Below are 21,586 nucleotides of genomic sequence, written 5' to 3' on the forward strand. Positions count from 1 at the left end.
ACGCCCGGAATATGTCTGATGTTTGGTGGGTATTCGGCTCCAATGAGGAGAGCCTGGCCCGCATATCGCACCCTGTGGATCTTCCTGCTGCTCGGCTGGACCGTCAGCGCCGCCGACCGCGCCCTCACCGGCCCGGTGGTCACCTGGATGATCGAGAACAAGGTCGGGTTCCTCTCCGCCACTGAGAACCGGTACGCGCTCGGCGGCCTGATCGGCGGCCTGTTCTTCGCCGGCTACATGCTCACCCAGTTCCCCGGCGGCTACCTCGGCGACAAGTACGGGCACCGCACGATCATCACCATCAGCCTCATCTGGGCCGGCATCGCGACGATGCTCAGCGGCTTCATCACCGGCCTCGTCGCGTTCATCGCCATCCGCGTGCTCACGGGCCTCGGCGAGGGCGCGTTCTACTCCAACGACCGCAGCCTGATCGCCGCCGAGACGCCCCAGGAGAAGCGCAGCCTCGGCATGGGCGTCGTCATCACCGGCCTCGCGCTCGGCATCACGATCGCGACCGTGTTCGCGCCGAACATGATCGAGCTCGGCGGCAGCGTGTTCAGCGACGGCGAGGACGCCTGGCGGATGCCGTTCCTGATTCTCGGCGCGGCGACGCTCGTGGTCGGGATCGCGACCGCCGCGTACTTCCGCCGTCAGGAGCGCGGGCTCCCCTACGCCCGCGCCACCCTGCACCTGCTCGCCTACTCCGCCGTCGGCCTCGCGGCGGTCATGGGCGTGTACTTCGTCGGGGACGCCGCGGGGCTGAGCGACCTGTGGATCGCGATCCTCGAGGTCGGGCTCGCGCTCGGTCTCGTCGCGTTCGTCTTCTCGCGCCGCCAGACCGAGATGGGCGCGGTGCTCCAGAACCGCGACCTGGTGCTGATCAACCTGGCGTTCATCGCGGTGCTGTGGAACCTATGGTTCTTCAGCTTCTGGTCGGTGTCGATCGTCGCCGACGCCGCCGGCTCGTCGTTCGGCCGCAGCGCGATGATCGCCGCGTTCAACGCCGGCGCGGGCATCCTCGGCTTCCCGACCGGCGGCTGGCTGTCGGACGTCGCGGTGCGCCGGGGGATCGGCCGCAAGCCGCTCGTGGTCGGCTTCACCGCCGCCCAGTGCGTGCTGACCGTGATCTTCGGCTTCGTCGTCGCGGCAGGCGCGGCGAACGTGTGGCTGATGGCCGGCCTGCTGTTCTCCGCGAGCACGTTCTTCAACGCCATGCAGCCGATCGCGCACGCGATGCTGGCCGACATCGCGGCCCCGGAGCATCACGGCGCGGCGTTCGGCATGAACAACCTGATCGGGGAGATCGGCGCCGTGCTCTCGCCCGCCGTGAGCGGCGCGCTGCGCGACGCGACCGGCGGCTGGTCCGCCGCCGTCTTCGTGGACGCCGCGCTGATCGGCGGCGCGGTGATCCTGTTCCTGCTGGTGCGGGAGGCGACGAGCGTGGGCGACCGGCCCGCCGGAAGGTTCCGGCGGGCCGATTCCCAGACGACTACGGCTGCGTCGTCGACAGCGTGAACGTGAGGGTCTTCGAGTAAGACCCGGTGCGCAGCGCGTCCTTGTCCCCGATGGCCTGCTTGAAGGTCACGTTGACCTTCTCGCTCGAGGTGGGCGCGCTCCACGTCTTCACGGTGCCGAGGCCCTGGAGGGGCTGCGGCAGCGAGAAGGCGCCGTTGACGAGGTGACCCGTGGCGGTGGTGCTCGGGTCGGCGACCGTCAGCGTCGCGTTGCCGGCGGTGCTGGTGACGGTGGCCTCGGTCGTGGCCGTGTACTCCTTGGCGACGCCCGGCGTGAACGCGCCGAACGAGGCCGGCGTGCCCAGCGTCAGGGCGAGCGTCGCAGGAACGCTCCCACCGACGGTCCCGTCCTCCTGGTCCAGATCGCCACCGGTGGCGTTGGCGAAGGCCTTCGCCCCGCCGACGACCGGGAGCGAGAACGCGGTGCCGGCCAGGTCGACCGACACCTCGGTGCCCGGGGCCGGGCGGATCGAGAACTCGTTGTCGCTCGACAGGACCATCAGGCCGATCCGGCGGCCCGCGGCCACGACAGCGTCCTTGCCCATGAGCTCGAAGCTGTAGTCGTAGAACGTGCCGGGCGTGATCGGGTCGGTCACGTAGTCCGAGTTGCGGTTCTCGGGATCGATCCAGCCACGCGTGAGGATCGAGCCGTTGCCGGTCGCCGGCAGCGAGACGAGGATCGCGGTCAGGTTGGCCTTGGCCTTGCTGAACGCGGCCTTGATCTTGATCTTCGGCGTACCGGAGATGCGGATGTCCTTCGTGAGCGGCGGCGTCACGTAGAGCAGGCGCGAGTCGTCGGTCGCGGCGTTCATGAGCGTCGCGGCCGGCTGGCGGGCGTCGTCGACGAGCGTCTCGGAGCCGGTCGTGGCGCCCGCGACGGTGAGGCCGCCGCGCGTCAGGCCGCCCGTGGTCGGCTTGAGCACCGCGTCACCCGCGGCGACGTCGGGCCACTCGGGGTACTCGGTCGGGTTCGCGTTGCCGCACACGAGGTTCACGACCGCGCCGGAGGCGACCGTCTGGCCGGCGCCCGTCGCGAACGCGGAGGCCAGCGTGAGCGTGTTGCCGGCGATGTTGGTGATCACGCGCGTGGTGTTCGTGACCGTCCCGGTCGTGTTCAGCTGCGGGATCGTCAGCGTCTGGCCGACGCGGAACGGCGAAGCGTCCGCGACGGTCAGCGTCGTGCTGGCGTTGGGCGCCGCGACCGTCGTCGTCGACTGACGCGGCGGGCACGCGGTGGTCTCACGCACGACGTACGACTTCGGCTGGTTCTGCACGCCGTTGTCCTGGTTCCACAGGTACTTCGTGAACCACAGGTTCAGCAGGTAGTCCGGCGGCGCGCCGCCGTGGCCGCCCTGGTGGAAGTAGAACTGGTGCGGGATGTTCTGCTTCTTGAGCTCGGCGTAGAGCTGGGTGGCGTGCTTGGTCATGACGTTGAAGTCATTGCCGCCGTGGGCGATCAGCGTCGCGGCCTTCAGCTTGCCGGCGCGAACGTCCTTCATGTAGTCGCGCGCGTCCCAGAAGGCCGAGCGGTCGCCGGTCTTGCGGTCCTGGTCGATCTTCAGCTGCTCGATCAGCGGACGGCAGATGGAGCGCGTGTTCGGCGGGTTCTCGTCCCAGCGCGTGTACACGTACTCGGTCAGGACGTCGAGGTCCTCGCCCTGGTAGCCGCCCGGAGCCTTCACGGCGCCGTTGGCGCGGTAGTAGTCGTACCAGTCGGAGATCGCGGAGATCGGGACGATCGCCTTCAGGCCCTCGACGCCGGTCGACGCGGCCGCGATCGGCAGCGTGCCGTTGTAGGAGGTGCCCATCATCGCCGTGTTGCCGTTGTGCCAGGTGACCGGCGCGGCCTCGACGTTGCCGTCACGCGACGTGAAGGCCTTGCGCTTGCCGTTGAGCCACTCGATGACGCCGGTCGCGCCCTGCGTCTCGATCGGGGCGCCGGAGTTCGGGCAGCCCGTCGAGGAGCCCGAGCCGGGCGATTCGGCGTGCACGACGGCGTACCCGCGCTGCACCCAGTTCGCGCAGCTGTTGCTCGCGACCTCGCAGATGGTCGAGATCGTCGAGGTGTGGGCGCGGCCGTTGAACGCGGCGGGCAGCGCACGCATCGCCGGCGGGACGCCGAGCTCGTGATCCACAGCCCAGTTGTCCTGGTTCGGGCCACCCGCGTAGTACGGGCTGTCCTCGAAGATCACGGGGACCTTCAGGCCGTCCGTGTTGGTCTCGGTCGGGCGGGACACGTCGGTGTGGACGCGGTCCTTCTTGCCGTCGCCGTCGGTGTCGACGTCGAGCTCGACCCAGAGATCCTCGTTGACCCAGTTCACCGCGCTCGGCGCGAAGACGGGCTGCGACATGCCGTTGACGAACGTCGGGACGGCAGGCGCGGGCGCCGCCTGCGCGGGCGCCGACATTGCGACGGCCGCGGCGCTCGTCTTCGGCGGCAGCGGTGACGCTCCCGCGGAGCTGGTCGCAACGATGCCCGCGAGCGCCGCTGTAACCGTGAACGCGCTCGCCTTCGCGAGACGCTTGCCCAAATCCATTCCCTCGACCCCTCTCGTCGACCCAGCTAGAGACGCTTGAGTCTGTTGGGGGAACGCGCCGCCCGCAACTGCCAATGGACGGGTGGCGTGCGGAGATCTCTCCACACCTGTATAGGGTCCGCGCGTGAAGCGCGTGCTCTTGATGGGTGGAGGCGACCTCGCCAAGGAAGTTCGGGTCGCACTGGAGGCCGCCGGGGCGACCGTCGACTGGATCGACGAGCCCGACGACGAGGCGGTCCAGTCGGCCATGCGATCCGCCCGCTACGACGTGGCCTGCGCGGCTTCGCGCGAGGATGCGTTCCCGCTGCGGATGGCCCTGCTCGTGCGCCATCTGGACGAGGAGCTCCCGCTCGTGGTGACGATCTTCGATCCCGCGATCACCCGGCAGGTCGAGCGCACGATCCCGCACTGCACGGTCACCTCGGTGGCCGACATCGTGGCGCCCTTGCTCGCCGGGCCATGTCTGGATCCAGACATCGTCGCGGTGCGTCACTCCGCTTCTGGGTGGGTCGGGCTGGACGACTCGCTCGAGGAGGTCCCGCTGCCGGACACGCGTGCGCGCAAGCTGCGCGCGCTGGTCGAGGCCGTGTTCGCGCCCTACGACCGCTCGGCCGGGCTGCTCTTCTACGGCTCGATCGGGCTGGCGGCGATGCTGGCCTTCGAGTGGGTCGGGTCGATGATCGTGCTCGAGCAGGGCGCGATCGACGCGCTCTACGGCTCCACCAAGTCGCTGGCGACGGTCGGCCCGAACGCCGCCGTGGACGACGGGCCGAAGTGGTTCAAGGGCGCGATCGTGGCCTCGATGGTCCTGACGTTGCTGAGCGCGGCGTGCTTCACGGGCGGGCTGATCAACCGGCTCGTCGACTCGTCCTTGACCGGGTTGATCGGCCGGCGGGCGGTGCCGCGGCGCGATCACGTCGTGGTCGTCGGGCTCGGGCAAGTCGGGCTGCGGCTGTGCCTGCTCCTGCGCGAGTGCGGCGTGAACGTGGTCGCGGTGGACACCAAGGCGGACGGCGAGAACGTCGGGTTCGCGCGGCGGGCGAAGCTGCCGGTGGTGATCGGGCGCGGCGCGAACCCGGCGATGCTCCGGAAGCTGTCCTTGGAGCGGGCGCTCTGCCTGGCGGCCGTCACGCCGGACGACCTGAACAACATCGAGGCCGCGATGGCCGCGCGCGCTGCCGACGAGGACCTGCGCGTGCTGCTGCGCGCGGGGGACGGCGACGTCGCGGACGAGACGGCGTCGCTCGAACGGATCGGGCACGTCGTCGACGTGCATCAGCTCGCCGGCAAGCACATCGCGGGCCTTGCGCTCGGGCGCGAGATGGACGTGGCCGAGTTGGCGCGCTCATAGTTGGGTAATTCCCCAACTATGGATGAGATGACGTTGGAGGTCGCCGAGGTCTCGGGCGCGCGACTGCGCTTCCGGTGGGGCGGAGCCGGGCCGGTCGTGCTGCTGCTGCACGGGCACCCGCGGACGCACACGACGTGGTGGCGGGTCGCACCGCGGCTGATCGCGGACGGGTTCACCGTCGTCTGCCCGGACCTGCCGGGGTATGGGGAGTCGCGGATCGCGTCCTACTCCAAGCGGGCGATGGCGAGCGCGGTGGCCGAGCTGATGGAGCGATTCGGGCCGTACTGCGCCGTCGGCCACGACCGGGGCTCGTACGTCGCGCACCGGCTCGCGGTGTCGCACGGCGCCGAACGGCTGGTGGTCCTGGACGGCGTCCCGATCGCGCACGCGCTGGGCACGTGCGACGCGAAGTTCGCGGCCGCGTACTGGCACTGGTTCTTCTTCCTGCAGGAGGACAAGCCGGCGGAGGAGTGGATCTCGCGCGATCCTCTGGCCTGGTACCGGAACGCGGACCCGGAGGCGATGGGTGCGGAGAACTACGCGGACTGGAAGGCGGCCGTGACGAATCCGGAGGTGGTGGCGGCGATGGTCGGCGACTATCGGGCGGGGCCGCAGGTGGATCGGGCCGACGAGGAGGCGGACTTCGCGGCGGGGCGACTTGCCTCGTGTCCGACGCTGGTCGGCTGGAGCGCGCATGACGACCTGGAGGAGCTGCACGGCGACCCGGTCGCGGTGTGGCGCGAGTGGCTGACCGGGCCGGTGCGGGGCGTCAAGCTCGACTCCGGGCACCACATGGCCGAGGACGCGCCGGATGCGCTCGCGGACGCGATCGCGGGGTTCATGCGTGAGTGACGCGCGGGTCGCGGTGTTGAAGGCGCTCGGGCATCCGCTGCGGCTGCGCGTGGTCGACCGGCTCGGGCACGTCGGGCCGGCGCCGGTGAGCGCGCTGGCGGCCGAGCTCGACGCGTCGCTCCCGGACGTGTCGGCGGCGCTGCGGGTGCTGCGGTCGGCGGGGCTCGTGTCGGTGGCGCGCGAGGGCCGCTCGTCCGTGTACGCGTTGACGGCGGGCGTGGACCTGGTGCTGCCGTGGCTCGATCGCGTGGTCGGCGCGGGGCCGGCGCCGGCGAGCGCGCGGCCGCGCGTGTCGCGCACGTGTTACGGGCACCTCGGCGGGCCGCTCGGCGTCTCGCTCTACCGGTGGCTCGTCGCGCGGGGCGCGCTGGTGGCGGGCGAAGACGGCGTGGTCACCGTCGTGCGCGAGGACGAGCTGCGGTCGCTCGGCGTCGAGTCGGTCGAGATCGGCCGCCAACGACTGGCGTTCGAGTGCCTGGACGCGACCGAGCACGCGCCGCACCTGGCCGGCGCGCTCGGCGACGCGCTCGCCGCCGCGTTGTTCGAGCGGGGCTGGATCGAGCGTGCCGGGGACGGGCGTGAGGTGACGGTCGTGGACGGCCGGCTCGAGCGGATGATCGCCGGCGACGAACGCTGACGCTCCCGCTGGTGGAGCGCTCGTCCACCCGGTCGGAGCGGTCCGGAACACGACGGGACTAGTCCAGGTGAATGACAGCTGTTCGCGCCAGCTTCCCTGTCTAGTCGAACATCCGTCCCTGGACCCCGATTCGGTCATCTGGCTGCCCGATACGGCCCCTGTCCCCTCCCCAGGGCGAGAGCCCGATCAGGAGCCGTTATGAGCATCAACGTCCAGGGCGCCACCGGCGCCACCCAGTGGACCGACTGGGCCGGCGCTCCCAAGCGCCAGACCGAACCGGAGCGCGAGCGCACGACCGTCGTGGCCGAGACCGCGACGATCAAGACCGCCGCCCCGACCCGTCCCGCCACCCCGAAGCTGACCCAGCAGGACTTCGAGGTCGCGATGCGCCTGAAGGCCGGCGCGACGATGAACCGCACGCTCGACCAGCTCGTCGACGTGGAGAAGATCGACCGCCGCGGCTTCGACCCGGTCGAGGACCGCAAGCAGGTCACCCAGTCCGACCGCGTCACGACGTCCCTGCGCAACGCGGCCCTCCGCTACAAGACGGCCGCCCCGACGCCGGCCGAGGTCGTCGAGGCGCCGAGCGAGACCACGACCGCCTCGACCGCCGCCACCGCCTGGGCCTACAAGCCGCAGTCCAAGCACGAGTTCGGCCAGCAGTACGTGCTCGACGCGCTCGCCGCCTACCAGCGCAACGCGAGCGCGAGCGCGACCACGGCCACGACGCGCGTCGCCGCGGCGGTGACGACGACGGTCGCCGCGGTCACGGCACCGGTCGCGACGGTCGTGTCCGCAGCCACGACGCCGGCCACCACCACGAGCACGCAGCCCGCGGCGACGACCTCGCCGGCACCGGCCAGCACGACGCAGCCCGCCGCCACGACGAGCCCGACGCCGACGCAGCCGGCCGCGGCGACCCAGCCGACCACCGCCGCCGCCCCGAAGGCGCCGGATCTCGCCGCGCACCTCACCGCGCTGCTGAACACGCTCCTCGGCAAGCGCTGATCTCCCGCGTGGGCCTCGGACGCCCGTGGCCCACGCGAGACGATGCACCATCATGTAGTTCTCGCCACTCGCTTTGGTTTCCTGTAGCGTGGCGTTGACGCCATGAACACGCACGCCCCGCACGAGGAGTCGGTGGCGGTACGCCCCGCGCGGCCGGCGCCACCGCCGGCGCCCGACTGGTCGACGCTCTCGCCCGAGCTCGTGCGCACGCTCCAGCGCACGGCGGGGAACGCCGCAACCGCCCGCGCGCTGCAGCGGATGAAGGACGAGAAAGGCGAGCCGGTCGACATCGAGGCGATCGACTCGCTCGGCGCCGCGAAGGACGCGCTGTGGAAGCTCGACCACGGGGTCTACACCGAGGAGGTCGGCGACCGCGACGCGCTGGGCAACCGCATCGGCGAGCTCCGCGGGACGCTCAAGGAGCAGACGGCGAAGTCGACCGTGGACACGATGGACGCGCTCAACCAGGGCCGCGTCATGTACCACCACAACGCCGTCGCGCATCACAACGACCTACTCGGGACCCTCGACGACCCGGCCAACGGGTACGCCAACCCCGCGTTCTTCACCCGGACCAAGCCGTTCACGTGGACGCTGAACGAGCGCAAGAGCGCGTCGCAGGCCCTGCGCGCCTTCCTCGAACCGGGGCCGGGCATCACGGTCGTCGAGTGCCAGACGGCGGCGCAGGCCGCGCTCTACAACTCGATCCTGCGCGCGGTCGGCGACCAGCGGTTCGACCGGCGCTTCGGCCGCGCGGACCAGGCGACCGCGGAGGTCGAGCGGCTCAAGCTCCAGAAGGACATGGACCGCAACAACCCGCTCATGACCTACCTGGAGGCGCCGACGCTCGACGTGAGCGACGACGACGAGGCAAACGAGCTGACGCAAGATCTCCAGGGCAACGTCGTCAGCGCGCCCGGCGACCGTCCGGCGCGGGTCGGCGGCTGGTACTACCTCGCGAACCACCCGAAGTACTCCCTCCGCCACCCCGACGGCATCTGGGGCGGCGAGAACGCGATCTACATCGGGCGCGACGGGAACCAGGTCCAGCGGTTCACCGGGTTCGGCGTAGAGAACAAGACGGAGACCGAGCTCGCCGTGTTCTTCGCCACGGACTTCCGCAGGCCGCCCTCCGCGGCCGAGATCACCAAGATCCTCAACCGCAGCCCGGGGGACTGGTCGCTGGTCCTGCCCACGCTCGGCGACCTGGCATCGATCGGCGAGCTCGTGCTGACCGAGCGGGACGTGGAGCTCATCGAACGCGCATGGAGCTTCGAGCGCGAGCAACCCGGCCTGGAGGGCGACCGGCTCGCCCAGGCACGCGAGAAGCTGCGGCGGATCATCGTCAGCCGCGGGAACCTCGTCCAGCCGGTGACGCCCCAGGACCTCCTGAAGACCATCAGCGTGTCCCGGAGCGTGAACACGCCGTCACCCGGTCCGGCCGTCACCGCGGAAGGCACGTGGACGGCGCCCACCAAGGGCGCTGTGACTCTGACGCTGGGGAACGCCAAGAAGCTCTCGCTCTACAGCTACACCGACCTCTACTGCAAGCAGTTCGGCCTGCGCCTGGCGGGCCAGCTGGTCAGCGCGGTGCGCGGCCTCAACCAGGCCACGTTCGGCGCCGTCTCGGAGAAGAGCGGCGTGCCGCTCAAGCAGGGCGACACCGTCAGCTTCCCGAACACCGACGACGTCTCCAAGCTCGCGATCACCGGCGGCGGATTCCAGAGCTGGGGCGAGCAGCTCCTGTCTCCGGACAAGATCGGCGAGCTCGCCGACACCAACGTCGGCTGAGCGGGGAGTGGGCGGTGCGCGGCTCGAACGCGCGACCTCCTGCTTGTAAGGCAGGCGCTCTGACCAACTGAGCTAACCGCCCCTGGGTTTCGCGCGGGCGGCGAAACCGGGGGCCAGGATAGACCTCGCCTGTCCGATCTCGACCGAGGGGCTCGAACCGGTCAGCGCGGCCCACCCGCTGTAGGCCGAACGGCCATACAGGCGGCGACACGCACGGGCCCCCTCTGGTACACCCCCGTACTGGTGTTGCGGCGACTCGCCCCGATCGTCGTACTCGCAGGCCTGTCCGTGCTTCTCGGCCTGCCGTTCCTGCGTTCCGCGTCGGCGGCGCCGCTCGCCGCGAAGGGCGCCGTCCGGCTCGTCGACCCGAGTGGTGGGCCACTTTCCGGCCAATGGCAGAGCTGGGCGACGCACGCGCTCGTCCCGACCGTCACGGGGCAGGTGACGCTGCGGCTGACCGGGTGTCCGGGACTCCCGCGGATGGCCGGCTGCGTGTACACGCGCCAGCCGCGCGTGATCTACGTCAAGCCCGGCATCAAGCAGCCGCGGGCCGTCCTGCTGCACGAGCTCGGGCATGTCTATGACCTGACCGTCTTCTCGAACACGGATCGCGGACGGTTCCGCAAGATCATGCGCCGGCCGCACACGCGCTGGTGGAGCGGGACCCGCCCGCTGGCCGAGTGGTTCGCCGAGGCCTACGCGTGGTGCTCCCGCTACGCGCGGATCGAGTCCGTGAAGGACTACGCGATCTACGAGTACGACCCGACACCGGCCCAGCACCGCCAGGCCTGCTCGCTGATCAAGACCGCGGCCCGCGACCGCACGCCACCGGCGCCGCCGCCCGACGCCCCGCCGGTCGTGACCGGCGACCCGGCCCAGAGCTCCACCCAGCCCGCCCCGTCGACGACGCCCGGACCGGCGCCGATGCCGACGGTGCCGGCGAGGTCGACGCCGGCCGGGCGGGCGGCCGAGTCGACGCCGAGCCCGGCGAAGACCGCCACGCCGACCGCGACCAAGACGCCCACCGCGACCCCGACGGCGACGAAGACGCCGGCGCCGAGCCCGACGCGCACGGCGAGCCCGACCCCGACCGCGACGCCCACGGCCACCAGCACGGCGTCACCGACGGCCACCGCCACCACGACGGCGAGCCCGACCGCCACGGCGACGAGCACCCCGACGCCCTCGGCGACCCCGACGGCGACCGCGACGCCGACGCCTTCCGCGACGGCCACCGCCACGCCGACCACGACCGCAACGCCGGCACCGACTCCCACCGCGACCGCAACGACCACCCCCGAGCCGACGGCGACGCCCACGGCGACCGCGTCACCGACGGCCACCGCCACACCCGCCCCGACCGCCACGCCGACGGAGACGCCCGTCGCGACCCCCACCCCCGTGGCGACCGAGACGCCCTCGCCCGAGCCCGAGCCGACCGAGACCCCCGAGCCGCCGGACCCGTTCGACCCCGCGTGGTGGGTCTGGTGCGTGCTCTACGGCGACTGTGGCGGTCCGCTCGAGCCGATCTGGCCGGACTTTCGGGAGCGCGTCTCGCTCGTGCCATGATGGCCGGCATGGAAGGGTCGGTCGTGTGGCGCGCGGCGCTGCTTCAGGCGCTGACGCTCGGAGTCGTGGCGCTCACGTTGTCGGTGACGCTGGATCGGGAGTTCTTCGTGTCCTGGGGCTGGCTCGCCGGCCCGGGCGCGTGGGCGGTGTGCGCGCTCTTCACCGGCGCGGTCCTCAAGCTCCCGCTCCTCCCCGTGCTCGCGGGCGCGGCCCTCGCCGGCATCCCGAGCCTGATCGGCGTGCTGCTCGACCAGCACTGGCTCGGCGCGCCGCTCGCGGTGGCGATCTTCGCGATCTGGTGCGGCCGACTCGCTCGCTCTCGACGACTGGCGGTGGCGTGATGGATCTCGGGCTCGCAGGCAAGGCCGCGCTGGTCACGGCCGGCTCGAAGGGCATCGGCCGCGGCATCGCCGACGCGCTCTCCGCCGAGGGCGCGAGGGTCGCGGTCACCTCCCGCTCGACCGAACGCGCCGAGCAGGTCGCGGGCGAGATCGGCGGCTGCGGCTACGCGTTCGACTCCGACGACCTCGACGCGGTCCCGGGCCTCATCGACGCGGTCGAGGCCGACCTCGGCCCGATCGACATCTACGTCGCCAACACCGGCGGCCCGCCCGCCGGCGACCCGCTCGCCTTCACGCGTGAGCAGTGGGAAGCGGCCCAGCGCACGCTCCTGCTCTCGCCGATGGCGATCCTCCAGCGCCTCGTCCCCGGCATGCGCGAGCGCGGCTTCGGGCGCGTCGTCGCCGTCGGCTCGATGGCCGTGCGCGAGCCGATCGACGCCCTCCAGCTCTCCAACGCCCACCGCCCCGGCCTCGTCGCCGCGTTCAAGGTCCTCGCCCGCCAGCACGCCGCCCACGGCCTGACGTTCAACCACGTGCACCCGGGCAAGATCGCGACCGACCGCATGATCGACACCGCCGGCTCCCTCGAAGCCGCCCGCGAGGACGCCAAGAAGACCATCCCGGCGGGCCGCCTCGGCACCGTCGAAGAGCTCGCCGCGGCCGCCGTCTTCCTGTGCTCGGAGCCCGCCGCGTACATCAACGGCACGGCGATTCTGGTCGACGGCGGACTCACCCGAAGCGTCTGACCTAGAATCTCTCCCCGCGCCCCCATGGTGTAGCGGTTAGCACGCGAGCCTTTCACGCTTGTAGCACGGGTTCGATTCCCGTTGGGGGTACTGCCGAGGCCTAGACTCGACGGTCCGTGGCTCGTCTACCCGCAGGAGATCCCGCGCCCGCCGACGGCGAGCTCCCGGACAGCGCGCTCGCCGGTGTCGGGACGCGGCCGTTCGGGTTCTACGTGCACGTGCCGTTCTGCGCTTCGCGCTGCGGCTATTGCGACTTCAACACGTACGTGCCCGGCGAGCAGGGGGCCGAGCAGGCGAGCGGGTACGTGAGCGCGGTGCTGGCGGAGATCGACCTCGCGGCGAAGGTGCTCGGTGAGGCGCGGCCGCGCGTGAGCACCGTGTTCTTCGGCGGCGGCACGCCGTCGCTGCTGGCCGCGGAGGAGCTGATCCGGATCCTGCGGCGGATCGAGGAGCGGTTCGGCCTCGAGCCGGGGGCGGAGGTCACGACCGAGGCCAATCCGGAGTCGGTTGGCCCGGCGAAGCTGACAGCGCTCCGCGAGGCGGGCTTCACGCGGCTGTCGCTGGGAATGCAGAGCGCGGTGCCGCGCGTGCTGGCGACGCTCGAGCGCGCGCACTCGCCCGGGCGGCCGCAGCAGGCCGTCGTGGAGGCGCGGGCCGCCGGGTTCGAGCAGGTCAGCCTGGACCTGATCTACGGGACGCCGGGCGAGACCGCTGAGGACTGGCGGACTTCGCTCGACGCGGCATTGAGCGCGGAGCCCGATCACCTGTCGACGTACTCGCTGATCGTCGAGCCCGGAACGCGGCTCGCGGCGCAGGTGCGCCGCGGCGAGCTGGTCACCCCGGGCGAGGCCGTGATCGTGGACCGCTTCGAGACGGCGGAACGGGTGCTCGCGGAAGCCGGGATGCACTGGTACGAGACGTGCTCGTGGGCGACGAGCGAGGCAGCCTGGTGCCGGCACAACCTCGGCTACTGGGGCGGCGACGACTGGTGGGGCGCGGGGCCCGGCGCGCACAGCCACGTCGGCGGCGTGCGGTGGTGGAACGTGCTGCACCCGAAGGCCTGGAGCGAGCGCCTGCAGGCCGGCACGTCACCCGCCGCGGCGCGTGAGCTGCCCGGCAGCGAGGAGGTCCGGCTCGAGCGCGTGATGCTCGGGTTGCGACTCCGGTCCGGCGTGGCGCTCGACCAGCTCACCCGGCAAGGCCGGACCGCGGCCACGCGCCACCTCGCCGAAGGACTCCTCGAACCGGACGACCACGCGGCCGGCCGGGCCGTGCTCACGCTCCGTGGCCGGCTGCTCGCCGACCCCGTCACGATCGACCTCGCCGCTTAGGCCTCGTCAGGCCAGTGACCGTGCGCGTCGAAGTACTCGCGCGCGGCCTCTTCCTTGGCGCGGTCGTCGTCCTTCTTCGCGAGGAAGTAGATGATCACCGCGCACATGGCCAGGCCGAGGATGATGGAGACCCAGCCCCAGATTTCGTAGAACATGAGTGCCGCCGGTTGGATTCGAACCAACGCACAACGGATTAAAAGTCCGCTGCTCTACCACTGAGCTACGGCGGCTGGCGCGTGCGACTGTATCGCGCGAGTAGGCTTGACCGAGGTGAGCGCAGGTCAAGTGGAGGAGACGGGCGGCCGCCGCCGTCGGCGGACGCCTGAGGTCGCCGAGGCGGAGATCGTGGCTGCGGCAGAGGCGCTGCTGCGCGAGCGGTCGTTCCGTGAGCTGACCGTGGACGAGGTGATGCGGCGGACGGATCTGTCCCGCCCGTCGTTCTACGTCTACTTCCGCGACCGGCATCATCTGATGCTCCGTGTCGTCGAGCACGTCGGCGCCGAGCTGCGGACGATGTCCCAGCGCTGGTACGCCGGCTCTGGCGACGGGCCCGCCCAGGCGCGCGAGGCGATGGAAGGCTTCGTCGAGGTCTACGCGCAGCACGGCGCGGTCCTGCGCGCCCTCGCGGACGCGGCGACGGACGACCGCGAGGTCGAGCGCGTGTACACCGGGCTCGTGCACGAGTTCGTGGACGTCACCGCCCGCCACATCGAGAAGGAGATCGAGGCCGGGCGGGTGCTCCCGCTGGACCCGAAGGAGACCGCGCGGGCCCTCGTGTGGATGATGGAGCGCTACCTGAACCGCTCGATGGGCCACGAGCCCCGCACGCACCGCGAGACCGTCGCCGACACGCTGACGACGATCTGGACGCGCGTCCTCTACGGCGCGAGCTGACGCGCGGCCCACACGCTGAGCGCGGCGCCGCTCGCGGCGAACGCGACGACCCCGGTACGGCCGAGCAGCGGCAGTGAGCGCCGCGCGGCCAGCGTCGCCAGCAGATCCGCCGCGTCCCCCGCCGCGCCCGCCAAGAGCCACGGACGTGCGTCAGCGCCGTTCTCCAGCGCGTGCCACAGCCCGCCGCCGATCGCCACGTCCCGCGCGCCAAACCCCGCGCCGAGCACCTTGGCGGCCGTGGTGGTGCCGTCCGCGCCGAGCCAGACGCGTCCGAACACGCCGGGGACGACGGTCAGGCCGGCGCCAAGCCCAAGGCGGCCGACAGCGATCAGACGAGCGACGGTGGAAGCGTCCATGCCTATGACGCTACCCAGCGCTCGTCCGTGCGTCCGCTCAGGACTGGACGAGCGGGCCGCGCATGGCTATCACAGGCCTGTGATCCTGCGCATTGTCCTCATCGTGCTCGCACTCGCGGTCGTCGGCACGGCGCTCTGGCCCGGAGGCGGGGACGTCACGGCCGGAGAGGAAGCGCTGGCGCGCGCGGAGACGCTGGCGCAGCAGGGCCGCTCGCTCACACCGGCGGCGCTCACCGACGCGTCGTTCGACCGATTCGTGGTCCTGAGCGGTCACGACACCGCCGACGAGATCCGGCAGACGCTCGGCTTCGACTGGAAGCGTGCCGAGCAGCTCGGGTACCACTGCTGCGACCCGGCCCCGCTCTGGGTCTTCGTGGAAGCCGACGAGGTCGTCGCGTTCTTCCGTGCCTCACCGGAGCTCAGCTACGGCGACGGCGTCCGTCCCGGCAGCTACCGCCCGGACGCGGCACTCTCCCTCGATAGAACGTATGTTCGAGTGCCGGTGACGCCGGGTAGCCCCGCCCTATGAGCGAGATGACGAACACCGAGAAGGACCCGAACGAGTGGGTCACCGGCGACGAGCCGATGACCGGCGCCCAGGCCTCCTACCTGAAGACGCTCAGCGACGAGGCGGGCGAGGCCTTCGACGAGAAGATGACGAAGGCCGACGCCTCGAAGCGGATCGACGCGCTGCAGGGCAAGACCGGGCGCGGGCAGTAGCCCGCGCCGAGCCGGGATCAGTGCTTGAAGTGGCGGCGGTGCGTGAAGACCATCGAGATGCCCGCCGCGTCGGCGGCCTCGACGACTTCGTGGTCGCGCTTGGAGCCGCCCGGCTGGATGATCGCCGTGATGCCGGCGTCGATGCCCAGCTGCGGGCCGTCCGGGAACGGGAAGAACGCGTCTGAGGCCATCGCGGCGCCGTGGAGCGCGGAGCCCGCGATGCCGGCCTTCTCGATCGCCAGGCGCACGGAGTCCACGCGCGACATCTGGCCGGCGCCGATGCCGACCGAAGCCAGGTCGTTGGAGAGCACGATCGCGTTCGAGCGCACGTGCTTGCAGACCTTCCAGGCGAAGAGCATCTCGCCCCACTCGGCCTCACTCGGCTTGCGGGCCGTCACGACCTGCATCTCCGTGCGGTCCTCCAGGCCCATGTCGCGGTCCTGCACGAGCAGGCCGCCCATGACGCGCTTGTAGTCGCGCTCGGCGATGTTCTGGCGGCGGCGCTCGCCGTCCTCGAGGATGCGCATGTTCGGCTTGGTGGCGAGCAGCTCGAGCGCCTCCTCCGTGAAGTGCGGCGCGAGGATGACCTCGCAGAACTGCTTCAGGAGCGCCTCGGCGAACTGCTTGTCGACCGGCTTGTTGACCGCGATCACGCCGCCGAAGGCCGACAGGGGGTCGCACGCGAACGCCGCGTGGTAGGCCTCGACGACCGAGCCGCCGACCGCCACACCGCACGGGGTGTTGTGCTTGATGATCACGCACGCCGGCAGCTCGAACTCCTCCATCAACAGCCGCGCGGAGTTCAGGTCCAGCACGTTGTTGAACGACAGCTCCTTGCCGCCGAGCTGGCGCACCATCGAGAGCACGTGCATGCGCGCGCCCGAGTCGGCGTAGTAGGCGGCGCGCTGGTGCGGGTTCTCGCCGTACGAGAGGTCGGTCACCTTCTCGTAGGCGGTCATCATCAGCGGCGCGAAGTCGTCGGCCTGCTTCTCGACGAACCAGCGGGAGATCGCGCTGTCGTAGCGTGCGGTGTAGGAGAACGCCTCGGCGGCCAGCGACTCGCGCGTGCCCAGCGATAGCTTGCCCTGCGCGTCCGTGAGCTCCTGCAGCACCGCGTCGTAGGACGCCGGGTTCACGACGACCGCGGAGAACGCGAAGTTCTTCGCCGCGGCGCGGATCATCGTCGGGCCACCGATGTCGATGTTCTCGATCACCTCGTGGTCGGCGGCGCCGCGCCGGCGCGCCGTGGCCTCGAACGGGTACAGGTTCACGCACACGAGATCGACGAACTCGATCTCCTGCTCGGCCGCCGTCGCCAGGTGCTGCTCGTTGTCGCGCAGCGCCAGCAGGCCGGCGTAGAGCTTCGGATGCAGCGTCTTGACGCGGCCGTCCATGATCTCCGGGAAGCCGGTGAAGTCCGTGATGCCACGGACTTCGAGCCCGGCCTCGCGCAGGGCGGTGGCGGTGCCGCCGGTCGAGATGAGCTCGATGCCGAGCGCCGCGAGCCCGCGCGCGAACTCGACCACACCCGTCTTGTCGGAGACCGAGATCAGCGCGCGCTGGACACGGACCTCACCCGGCTGAACGATGGCCTCCATGGGACCGCGGACGTTACCTGGAGCAGCCATTCATTGAACCTCTACTGAGACGAAGCGGGGGTGTACGGGGTCGGGGCGGACGGCCCCGCGGGCGATCAACGCGACCGCGGACGTCAGCAGGTCGTGCTCGACCGGGCGCAGACGGGCGCGGACCTCGTCCGCTTCTCTGACTTCCGGTAGTTCGAGCGCGCGTTGCAGGATGACAGGGCCGGTGTCCACGCCGGCGTCGACGAAGTGGACGGTGACGCCGAAGACCTTGACGCCGTACTCGAGCGCCTGCTCGACCGCGCGAATGCCCGGGAACGCGGGCAGCAGCGCGGGATGCACGTTGATCACGCGCTGCGGGAACCGGCCGAGGAACGCGGCCGACACGAGCTGCATGTAGCCCGCGAGCACGACGAGCTGGACGCCCTGCTCGAGCAGCCACGCGGCCATCGCCGTGTCCCGCGCCTCGCGGTCGGCGTACTCCGCGCCCGGGAAGGTCGCGGTCGCGATGCCGAGCGCCTCGGCGCGCGCCAGCGCCTGCGCGCCAGGCTTGTCCGAGCCGACCGCGACGACGTCGGCAGCGCGGCCGTGCACGCGGTCGAGGATGGCCTGGAGGTTGGAGCCGGTGCCCGACGCGAGGACCCCGACGCGGAAGCGGTCGGTCATTGAGCCGATCAGTATGGGACGTTCACACGACCGCGAGCTTCGGGTAGCGGCCTTCTCCCAGGCGCAGGCGCCCCGTCTCCACCAGCCCGTCGATCGTGGCGAGCACGTCGCCGGCCCGCCGCTCCCGGTAGGCGCCGTAGTACGGGAGCCCGTCGTAGGAGTGCTTCTCGACGGCCTTCGTGCGCGCGCCGCGCAGCACCTCGACGCAGCGGTTGCGCCCCATGCCTGGCTGGGCGACAGCGACGACCTGCAGGATCGCGCTCTCCAGGTCGGCCGCGGGCGTGAGCGTCGACTGCCGCGCCGCCCGCTCCGGCACCGCGGGGACGAGCGCGGGGTCGCAGACGTCGCAGCACGGCCCTTCCGACACGAGCGCCGCCCGGTCGCCGAAGTGGCGCAGGATGCCCGCGCGCCGGCAACCCTCGCCCTCGACCCACGCCCACACCGCACGGTACTGGCGCCAGCGCTGGCGTGTGCCCTCCTGGGTGGCCGCGCGGCACGCCGCCAGCGTGTTGCGGTCCCACACCCCGACCAGACGGCCCGCGACGCGATCCGGCCCCGAAGGCGCCGGCGCCAGCACGCCCGCGCGCGCCATGTAGCCGACGATCGCCCGCACCGCCTCCTCCTCGCCCTCCGCCTGCGCGAGGTCGTTCATGTGCAGGTTGAAGCGCGGCGGCGACCCCTCCGCCGACCGCACGATCGTGCGCGCGACGAACTTCAGCTGGTCTTCCTCGATCTCCGCGCGCTCGATGAAGAACACGTGCAGGCCCTTGTCGCGCTCCGTGGAGAACAGCAGCGCGCGCGCCGGCCGCCCGTCCCGCCCCGCGCGGCCCGCCTCCTGGTAGTAGGCCTCGATCGACGACGGCACCGACTCGTGGCAGACCGTGCGCACGTCGGCTTTGTCCACACCCATGCCGAACGCGTTGGTGGCGACCACGACCGGTGCCGAGCCGTCCATGAAGCGCCGCTGCACGTCCGCCCGCACATCCCGCGGCAGCCCGGCGTGGTAGGCGACCACCTCCACGCCCAGCTCGTACCCGAGCCGCTCCGACAGCCGCTCGCACTCCGCCCGCGTACCCGCATAGACGATCGCCGGCAGCGCGCCCGGCTCGCCCAAGACCGCCGCGATCCGCTCGCCCACGGCCTCCTTGCGCGGGCACGGCACGACCGCGAACGACAGGTTCGGCCGATCGAACCCCGTCGCGACGTGCACCGGCTCGCGGAGCCCGAGCCGCACCACGATGTCTCGCGCCACCTCGGGCGTCGCGGTCGCGGTGGAGGCGATGATCGCCTCGGCGCCGAGCCAGCGCGCCGCGTCCGCGAGGCGGAAGTAGTCCGGCCGGAAGTCGTGCCCCCACTGGGACACGCAGTGCGCCTCGTCGACCACGAACAGGCCGATGCGCGCCTCCCGCAACCGCTCGAGGAAGCCGGGCGAGGAGAACCGCTCGGGCGCGACGTACAAGACCCGCACGCGGCCGGAGATCGCGCCGTCCAGCGCGCGCCGGTTCGCCGCCGCGTCCTGCTGGCCGTTGACCAAGGCCACGCGCCCTGGAGCCACGGCCTCCAGCGCCTCCACCTGGTCCTGCATCAGCGAGACCAGGGGCGAGACGACGAGCGTCAGGTCCGACCGCAGCAGCGCCGGCAGCTGGTAGCAGAGCGACTTGCCCGAGCCGGTGGGCATCACCACCAGCACGTCCCGCCCTTCGCGGGCGGCGACCACCGCCTCCCGCTGCCCGGGCCGGAAGCTCGCGAACCCGAAGGCGTCCCGCAGCGCCGAGTCGACGTCCCCGGACGCCAGCACGGGTACCGCCGGCACGCGCCCGTCGGCCTCCCCCAGATCGAACCCGAGCTGGGGCGGCGGTGGCGGATCTTCAAGCCAGGCGAGAGACATCCGGATCGGCGACATTAGCCACCGATCCGGACGCTCCCCCGCCTTTTGCGCAGTTTTGTTGCAGACTGCGCGTGACTCCTAACGAAGCGACGTGAAGGCGAAGTCCCAGACGCCGAGCGACGCGTTCGCGACCGCGTTCACGTTCGCCGAGTGCGCCATCGGCACGCGGTCCCAGGTGAGCGGGACGGCCGGCGCGAGCGCCGTGATCGCCCGGTCGACGTCGCCCCACTTCTGCGCGCGCACGGCCGGGTCGGTCTCGACCTTGGCGTCCTCGATCGCGGCGTTGACGGCCGGATCGTCGAGCTGGGAGGCGTTGACGTTGCCGGCGGGCTGGATCGCCTTGCCGTTGAACGTCGCGTCCAGGTAGGTCTGGCCGTCGGCGAAGTCGCGGGTCCAGCCGATGTTCGGGCAGACCGCGACCTCCGCGGCCGGCACCGTGCAGTACTTGGTCATCACGATCTGCTGCGAGAGCAGGCGCAGGTTGACCTTGAAGCCGATCGACTCGAAGGCGGCCTTCGCCAGCTCGGAGACGGCCTTGCCGTTGCCGTCGCGCGGGCCGACCATCAGGAGCTCCTCGGTGCCCTCGTAGCGGCCGGACGCGTAGCCGGCGGCCTGCAGGTACTTCGCCGCCACGGCCTTGTCGCCCGACGGGTTCGCGAGGAAGTCCACGCCCGTGCCCGACTCGCCGCCCGCCTGCTCGAAGCCCGGCATGCCCGGCGGCAGGAAGTGCGTCGCGACGGTGCCGACGTGCTTGCCGCCCAGCGCGAGCAGCACGCCCTTGCGGTCGAACGCGGCCAGGACGGCCTTGCGCACGTTGACGTCGTCGAACGGCTCGACCTTGGTGTTCAGCGCGGCCCAGCGGCCGCCGCCGGAGTCGACGAGCTCGAGCTGGTCCGGGGTGTCCTCGGCGGCCTTCTTGAGCATCGCCGGCGGCAGCAGCCAGTCGCCGGAGACCATGCTCTGGCCGTCGAGCACGCGCCGCGCGGCGATCGTGGCGTCGTCGTTGCCCTGCGGCATCTCGATCTTGTCGAGGTAGGCCGGGCGGAAGTCGGTCTTCGCGTCCCACGAGGGGTTGCGGACGAGCGTGATGGTGGTGCCGGGGTTGTACTCGGCGACCATGTACGGGCCGGTCGCGACCTGCTTGGCGCCGTAACCGGACGCCTTCTCACGGTCGAGCGGGAGCGCGTACTCGCGCGGCACCGGCGCGGCCAGCGGCAGCACGAGCGCCGCGGCGAGCGTGCCGCCCGTCCCGCGGCTGAGCTTGAACACGACGGTGTGCTCGTCCGGCGTGGTGATGCCGGGGACCTGCGTCCCCGGCTCCGCGCCGACCTTCGCGCCGACGAGGTCGCCGAAGTAGGAGCCCGCGTACGGGTTGTTGACGGTCTTGAAGAAGCCGCGCTCGATCGCGTACTTGAGGTCCGCGGAGGTGACCTCGCGCTTGACCGGCGGCGAGAAGCGCACGCCCTCGCGCAGCTTGACCGTGACGGTCTTGCCGTCCTCGGACACCTCGGGGGTGGCCGACGCCAGGTCCGGACGCGGATCGACCTTGCCGGGCTCGTAGGCCAGCGGCGTGCGCTGGGTGACGTTGGCGACCATGTAGCCGCCGGAGTAGTAGGTGATGCCGGGGTCGATCGAGTCGACGTCGCCCGACCACGGGACGGTCAGCACGCCGCCCCGCTTGGCTACTGGAGCCTGGGCGGCCTGCTCGTCGTCGCGGGAGGAATCAGCGCCACAGCCGGCGAGCAGGAGCACGGCCAGCGCGGCGGGAACAACGGTCTTGAGATGGAGCATGTATTCCACCG

Annotated in this window: 20 protein-coding genes and 3 tRNA genes; 14 read left to right on the forward strand and 9 right to left on the reverse strand. The window is 71.6% G+C overall.

All coding sequences use genetic code 11. The features are described from left to right. Positions 1-42: 42 nt before the first annotated feature. Positions 43-1,515, forward strand: a complete 1,473-nt coding sequence (locus OJ997_RS05175) for an MFS transporter (protein ID WP_270023978.1) — start codon at positions 43-45, stop codon at positions 1,513-1,515. Here the strand turns inward: OJ997_RS05175 and OJ997_RS05180 are convergent. Further along, entirely contained in the window at positions 1,490-4,045 is a 2,556-nt protein-coding gene (locus tag OJ997_RS05180; RefSeq protein ID WP_270023979.1) for a Xaa-Pro dipeptidyl-peptidase, read from the reverse strand. The two genes, OJ997_RS05175 and OJ997_RS05180, sit on opposite strands and share 26 nt — an antisense overlap. A gap of 130 nt (positions 4,046-4,175) precedes the next feature. Between OJ997_RS05180 and OJ997_RS37370 the strand changes: the two genes are divergently transcribed. From OJ997_RS37370 to OJ997_RS05205, 5 genes are all read left to right on the forward strand, one after another. Continuing rightward, positions 4,176-5,402, forward strand: coding sequence for an NAD-binding protein (locus tag OJ997_RS37370; RefSeq protein ID WP_270023980.1), 1,227 nt, complete (start codon positions 4,176-4,178; stop codon positions 5,400-5,402). Between the two features lie 27 nt (positions 5,403-5,429). Next, entirely contained in the window at positions 5,430-6,254 is an 825-nt protein-coding gene (locus OJ997_RS05190; RefSeq protein WP_270023981.1) for an alpha/beta fold hydrolase, read from the forward strand. Further along, entirely contained in the window at positions 6,247-6,891 is a 645-nt protein-coding gene (locus OJ997_RS05195; protein ID WP_270023983.1) for an ArsR/SmtB family transcription factor, read from the forward strand. Before OJ997_RS05190 ends, OJ997_RS05195 begins: the two co-directional genes overlap by 8 nt. A 198-nt stretch (positions 6,892-7,089) precedes the next feature. Further along, positions 7,090-7,899 carry a hypothetical protein gene (locus OJ997_RS05200; RefSeq protein WP_270023984.1) on the forward strand — a complete coding sequence of 270 codons (810 nt, stop codon included), beginning with the start codon at positions 7,090-7,092 and terminating at the stop codon, positions 7,897-7,899. Positions 7,900-8,001: 102 nt separating this feature from the next. Then, entirely contained in the window at positions 8,002-9,690 is a 1,689-nt protein-coding gene (locus tag OJ997_RS05205) for a TGL-type protein-glutamine gamma-glutamyltransferase (protein WP_270023985.1), read from the forward strand. An 8-nt stretch (positions 9,691-9,698) separates the two neighbouring features. Here OJ997_RS05205 and OJ997_RS05210 read toward each other — a convergent pair. Next, positions 9,699-9,772, reverse strand: a tRNA-Val gene (locus OJ997_RS05210). Between the two features lie 161 nt (positions 9,773-9,933). Between OJ997_RS05210 and OJ997_RS05215 the strand changes: the two genes are divergently transcribed. From OJ997_RS05215 to hemW, 5 genes are all read left to right on the forward strand, one after another. Continuing rightward, positions 9,934-11,259, forward strand: a complete 1,326-nt coding sequence (locus tag OJ997_RS05215; protein WP_270023986.1) for a hypothetical protein — start codon at positions 9,934-9,936, stop codon at positions 11,257-11,259. 8 nt (positions 11,260-11,267) lie between these two features. Beyond that, positions 11,268-11,600 (forward strand): hypothetical protein, encoded by a 333-nt coding sequence (locus tag OJ997_RS05220; RefSeq protein WP_270023987.1) that lies wholly within the window; start codon positions 11,268-11,270, stop codon positions 11,598-11,600. After that, entirely contained in the window at positions 11,600-12,346 is a 747-nt protein-coding gene (locus OJ997_RS05225) for an SDR family oxidoreductase (RefSeq protein WP_270023988.1), read from the forward strand. Before OJ997_RS05220 ends, OJ997_RS05225 begins: the two co-directional genes overlap by 1 nt. Before the next feature lie 18 nt (positions 12,347-12,364). Continuing rightward, positions 12,365-12,436: transfer RNA gene (locus OJ997_RS05230), tRNA-Glu, on the forward strand. A 26-nt stretch (positions 12,437-12,462) separates the two neighbouring features. After that, positions 12,463-13,677, forward strand: coding sequence for a radical SAM family heme chaperone HemW (gene hemW, locus OJ997_RS05235; protein ID WP_270023989.1), 1,215 nt, complete (start codon positions 12,463-12,465; stop codon positions 13,675-13,677). Here hemW and OJ997_RS05240 read toward each other — a convergent pair. Then, complete coding sequence (locus OJ997_RS05240) at positions 13,674-13,832, reverse strand: hypothetical protein (RefSeq protein ID WP_270023990.1); 159 nt, start codon at positions 13,830-13,832, stop codon at positions 13,674-13,676. The two genes, hemW and OJ997_RS05240, sit on opposite strands and share 4 nt — an antisense overlap. Before the next feature lie 3 nt (positions 13,833-13,835). Beyond that, positions 13,836-13,907 (reverse strand) — tRNA-Lys (locus tag OJ997_RS05245). A gap of 40 nt (positions 13,908-13,947) precedes the next feature. Here OJ997_RS05245 and OJ997_RS05250 point away from each other — a divergent pair. Beyond that, the gene (locus OJ997_RS05250) at positions 13,948-14,571 is read left to right on the forward strand and encodes a TetR/AcrR family transcriptional regulator (protein WP_270023991.1); all 624 of its coding nucleotides are present in this window, start codon (positions 13,948-13,950) and stop codon (positions 14,569-14,571) included. Here OJ997_RS05250 and OJ997_RS05255 read toward each other — a convergent pair. Beyond that, positions 14,556-14,927 carry a hypothetical protein gene (locus OJ997_RS05255; protein WP_270023992.1) on the reverse strand — a complete coding sequence of 124 codons (372 nt, stop codon included), beginning with the start codon at positions 14,925-14,927 and terminating at the stop codon, positions 14,556-14,558. The two genes, OJ997_RS05250 and OJ997_RS05255, sit on opposite strands and share 16 nt — an antisense overlap. A gap of 79 nt (positions 14,928-15,006) precedes the next feature. On the opposite strand from OJ997_RS05255, the gene OJ997_RS05260 reads away from it, so the two are divergent. Together OJ997_RS05260 and OJ997_RS05265 are read left to right on the forward strand one after the other, a co-directional pair. Further along, on the forward strand, positions 15,007-15,456 hold the full coding sequence (locus OJ997_RS05260; RefSeq protein ID WP_270023993.1) for a hypothetical protein: 450 nt from the start codon (positions 15,007-15,009) through the stop codon (positions 15,454-15,456). Further along, positions 15,453-15,647, forward strand: a complete 195-nt coding sequence (locus tag OJ997_RS05265) for a DUF3072 domain-containing protein (RefSeq protein WP_270023994.1) — start codon at positions 15,453-15,455, stop codon at positions 15,645-15,647. Before OJ997_RS05260 ends, OJ997_RS05265 begins: the two co-directional genes overlap by 4 nt. Positions 15,648-15,664: 17 nt before the next feature. Here OJ997_RS05265 and purH read toward each other — a convergent pair whose 3' ends face one another. The 4 genes from purH to OJ997_RS05285 all read right to left on the reverse strand — a co-directional run bounded on the left by purH (position 15,665) and on the right by OJ997_RS05285 (position 21,575). Beyond that, positions 15,665-17,245: a bifunctional phosphoribosylaminoimidazolecarboxamide formyltransferase/IMP cyclohydrolase gene (purH, locus tag OJ997_RS05270; RefSeq protein WP_270023995.1), complete on the reverse strand. Its 1,581-nt coding sequence runs from the start codon at positions 17,243-17,245 to the stop codon at positions 15,665-15,667. Positions 17,246-17,275: 30 nt separating this feature from the next. After that, positions 17,276-17,896: a phosphoribosylglycinamide formyltransferase gene (gene purN, locus OJ997_RS05275; protein ID WP_270023996.1), complete on the reverse strand. Its 621-nt coding sequence runs from the start codon at positions 17,894-17,896 to the stop codon at positions 17,276-17,278. 22 nt (positions 17,897-17,918) lie between these two features. Continuing rightward, positions 17,919-19,784 carry a RecQ family ATP-dependent DNA helicase gene (locus tag OJ997_RS05280; protein WP_270023997.1) on the reverse strand — a complete coding sequence of 622 codons (1,866 nt, stop codon included), beginning with the start codon at positions 19,782-19,784 and terminating at the stop codon, positions 17,919-17,921. Between the two features lie 78 nt (positions 19,785-19,862). Next, positions 19,863-21,575 (reverse strand): ABC transporter substrate-binding protein, encoded by a 1,713-nt coding sequence (locus OJ997_RS05285; protein ID WP_270023998.1) that lies wholly within the window; start codon positions 21,573-21,575, stop codon positions 19,863-19,865. Between the last annotated feature and the right edge of the window lie 11 nt (positions 21,576-21,586).

The sequence above is a fragment of the Solirubrobacter phytolaccae genome (genome assembly GCF_027587195.1).
In the GTDB taxonomy this organism is placed as follows: domain Bacteria; phylum Actinomycetota; class Thermoleophilia; order Solirubrobacterales; family Solirubrobacteraceae; genus Solirubrobacter; species Solirubrobacter phytolaccae.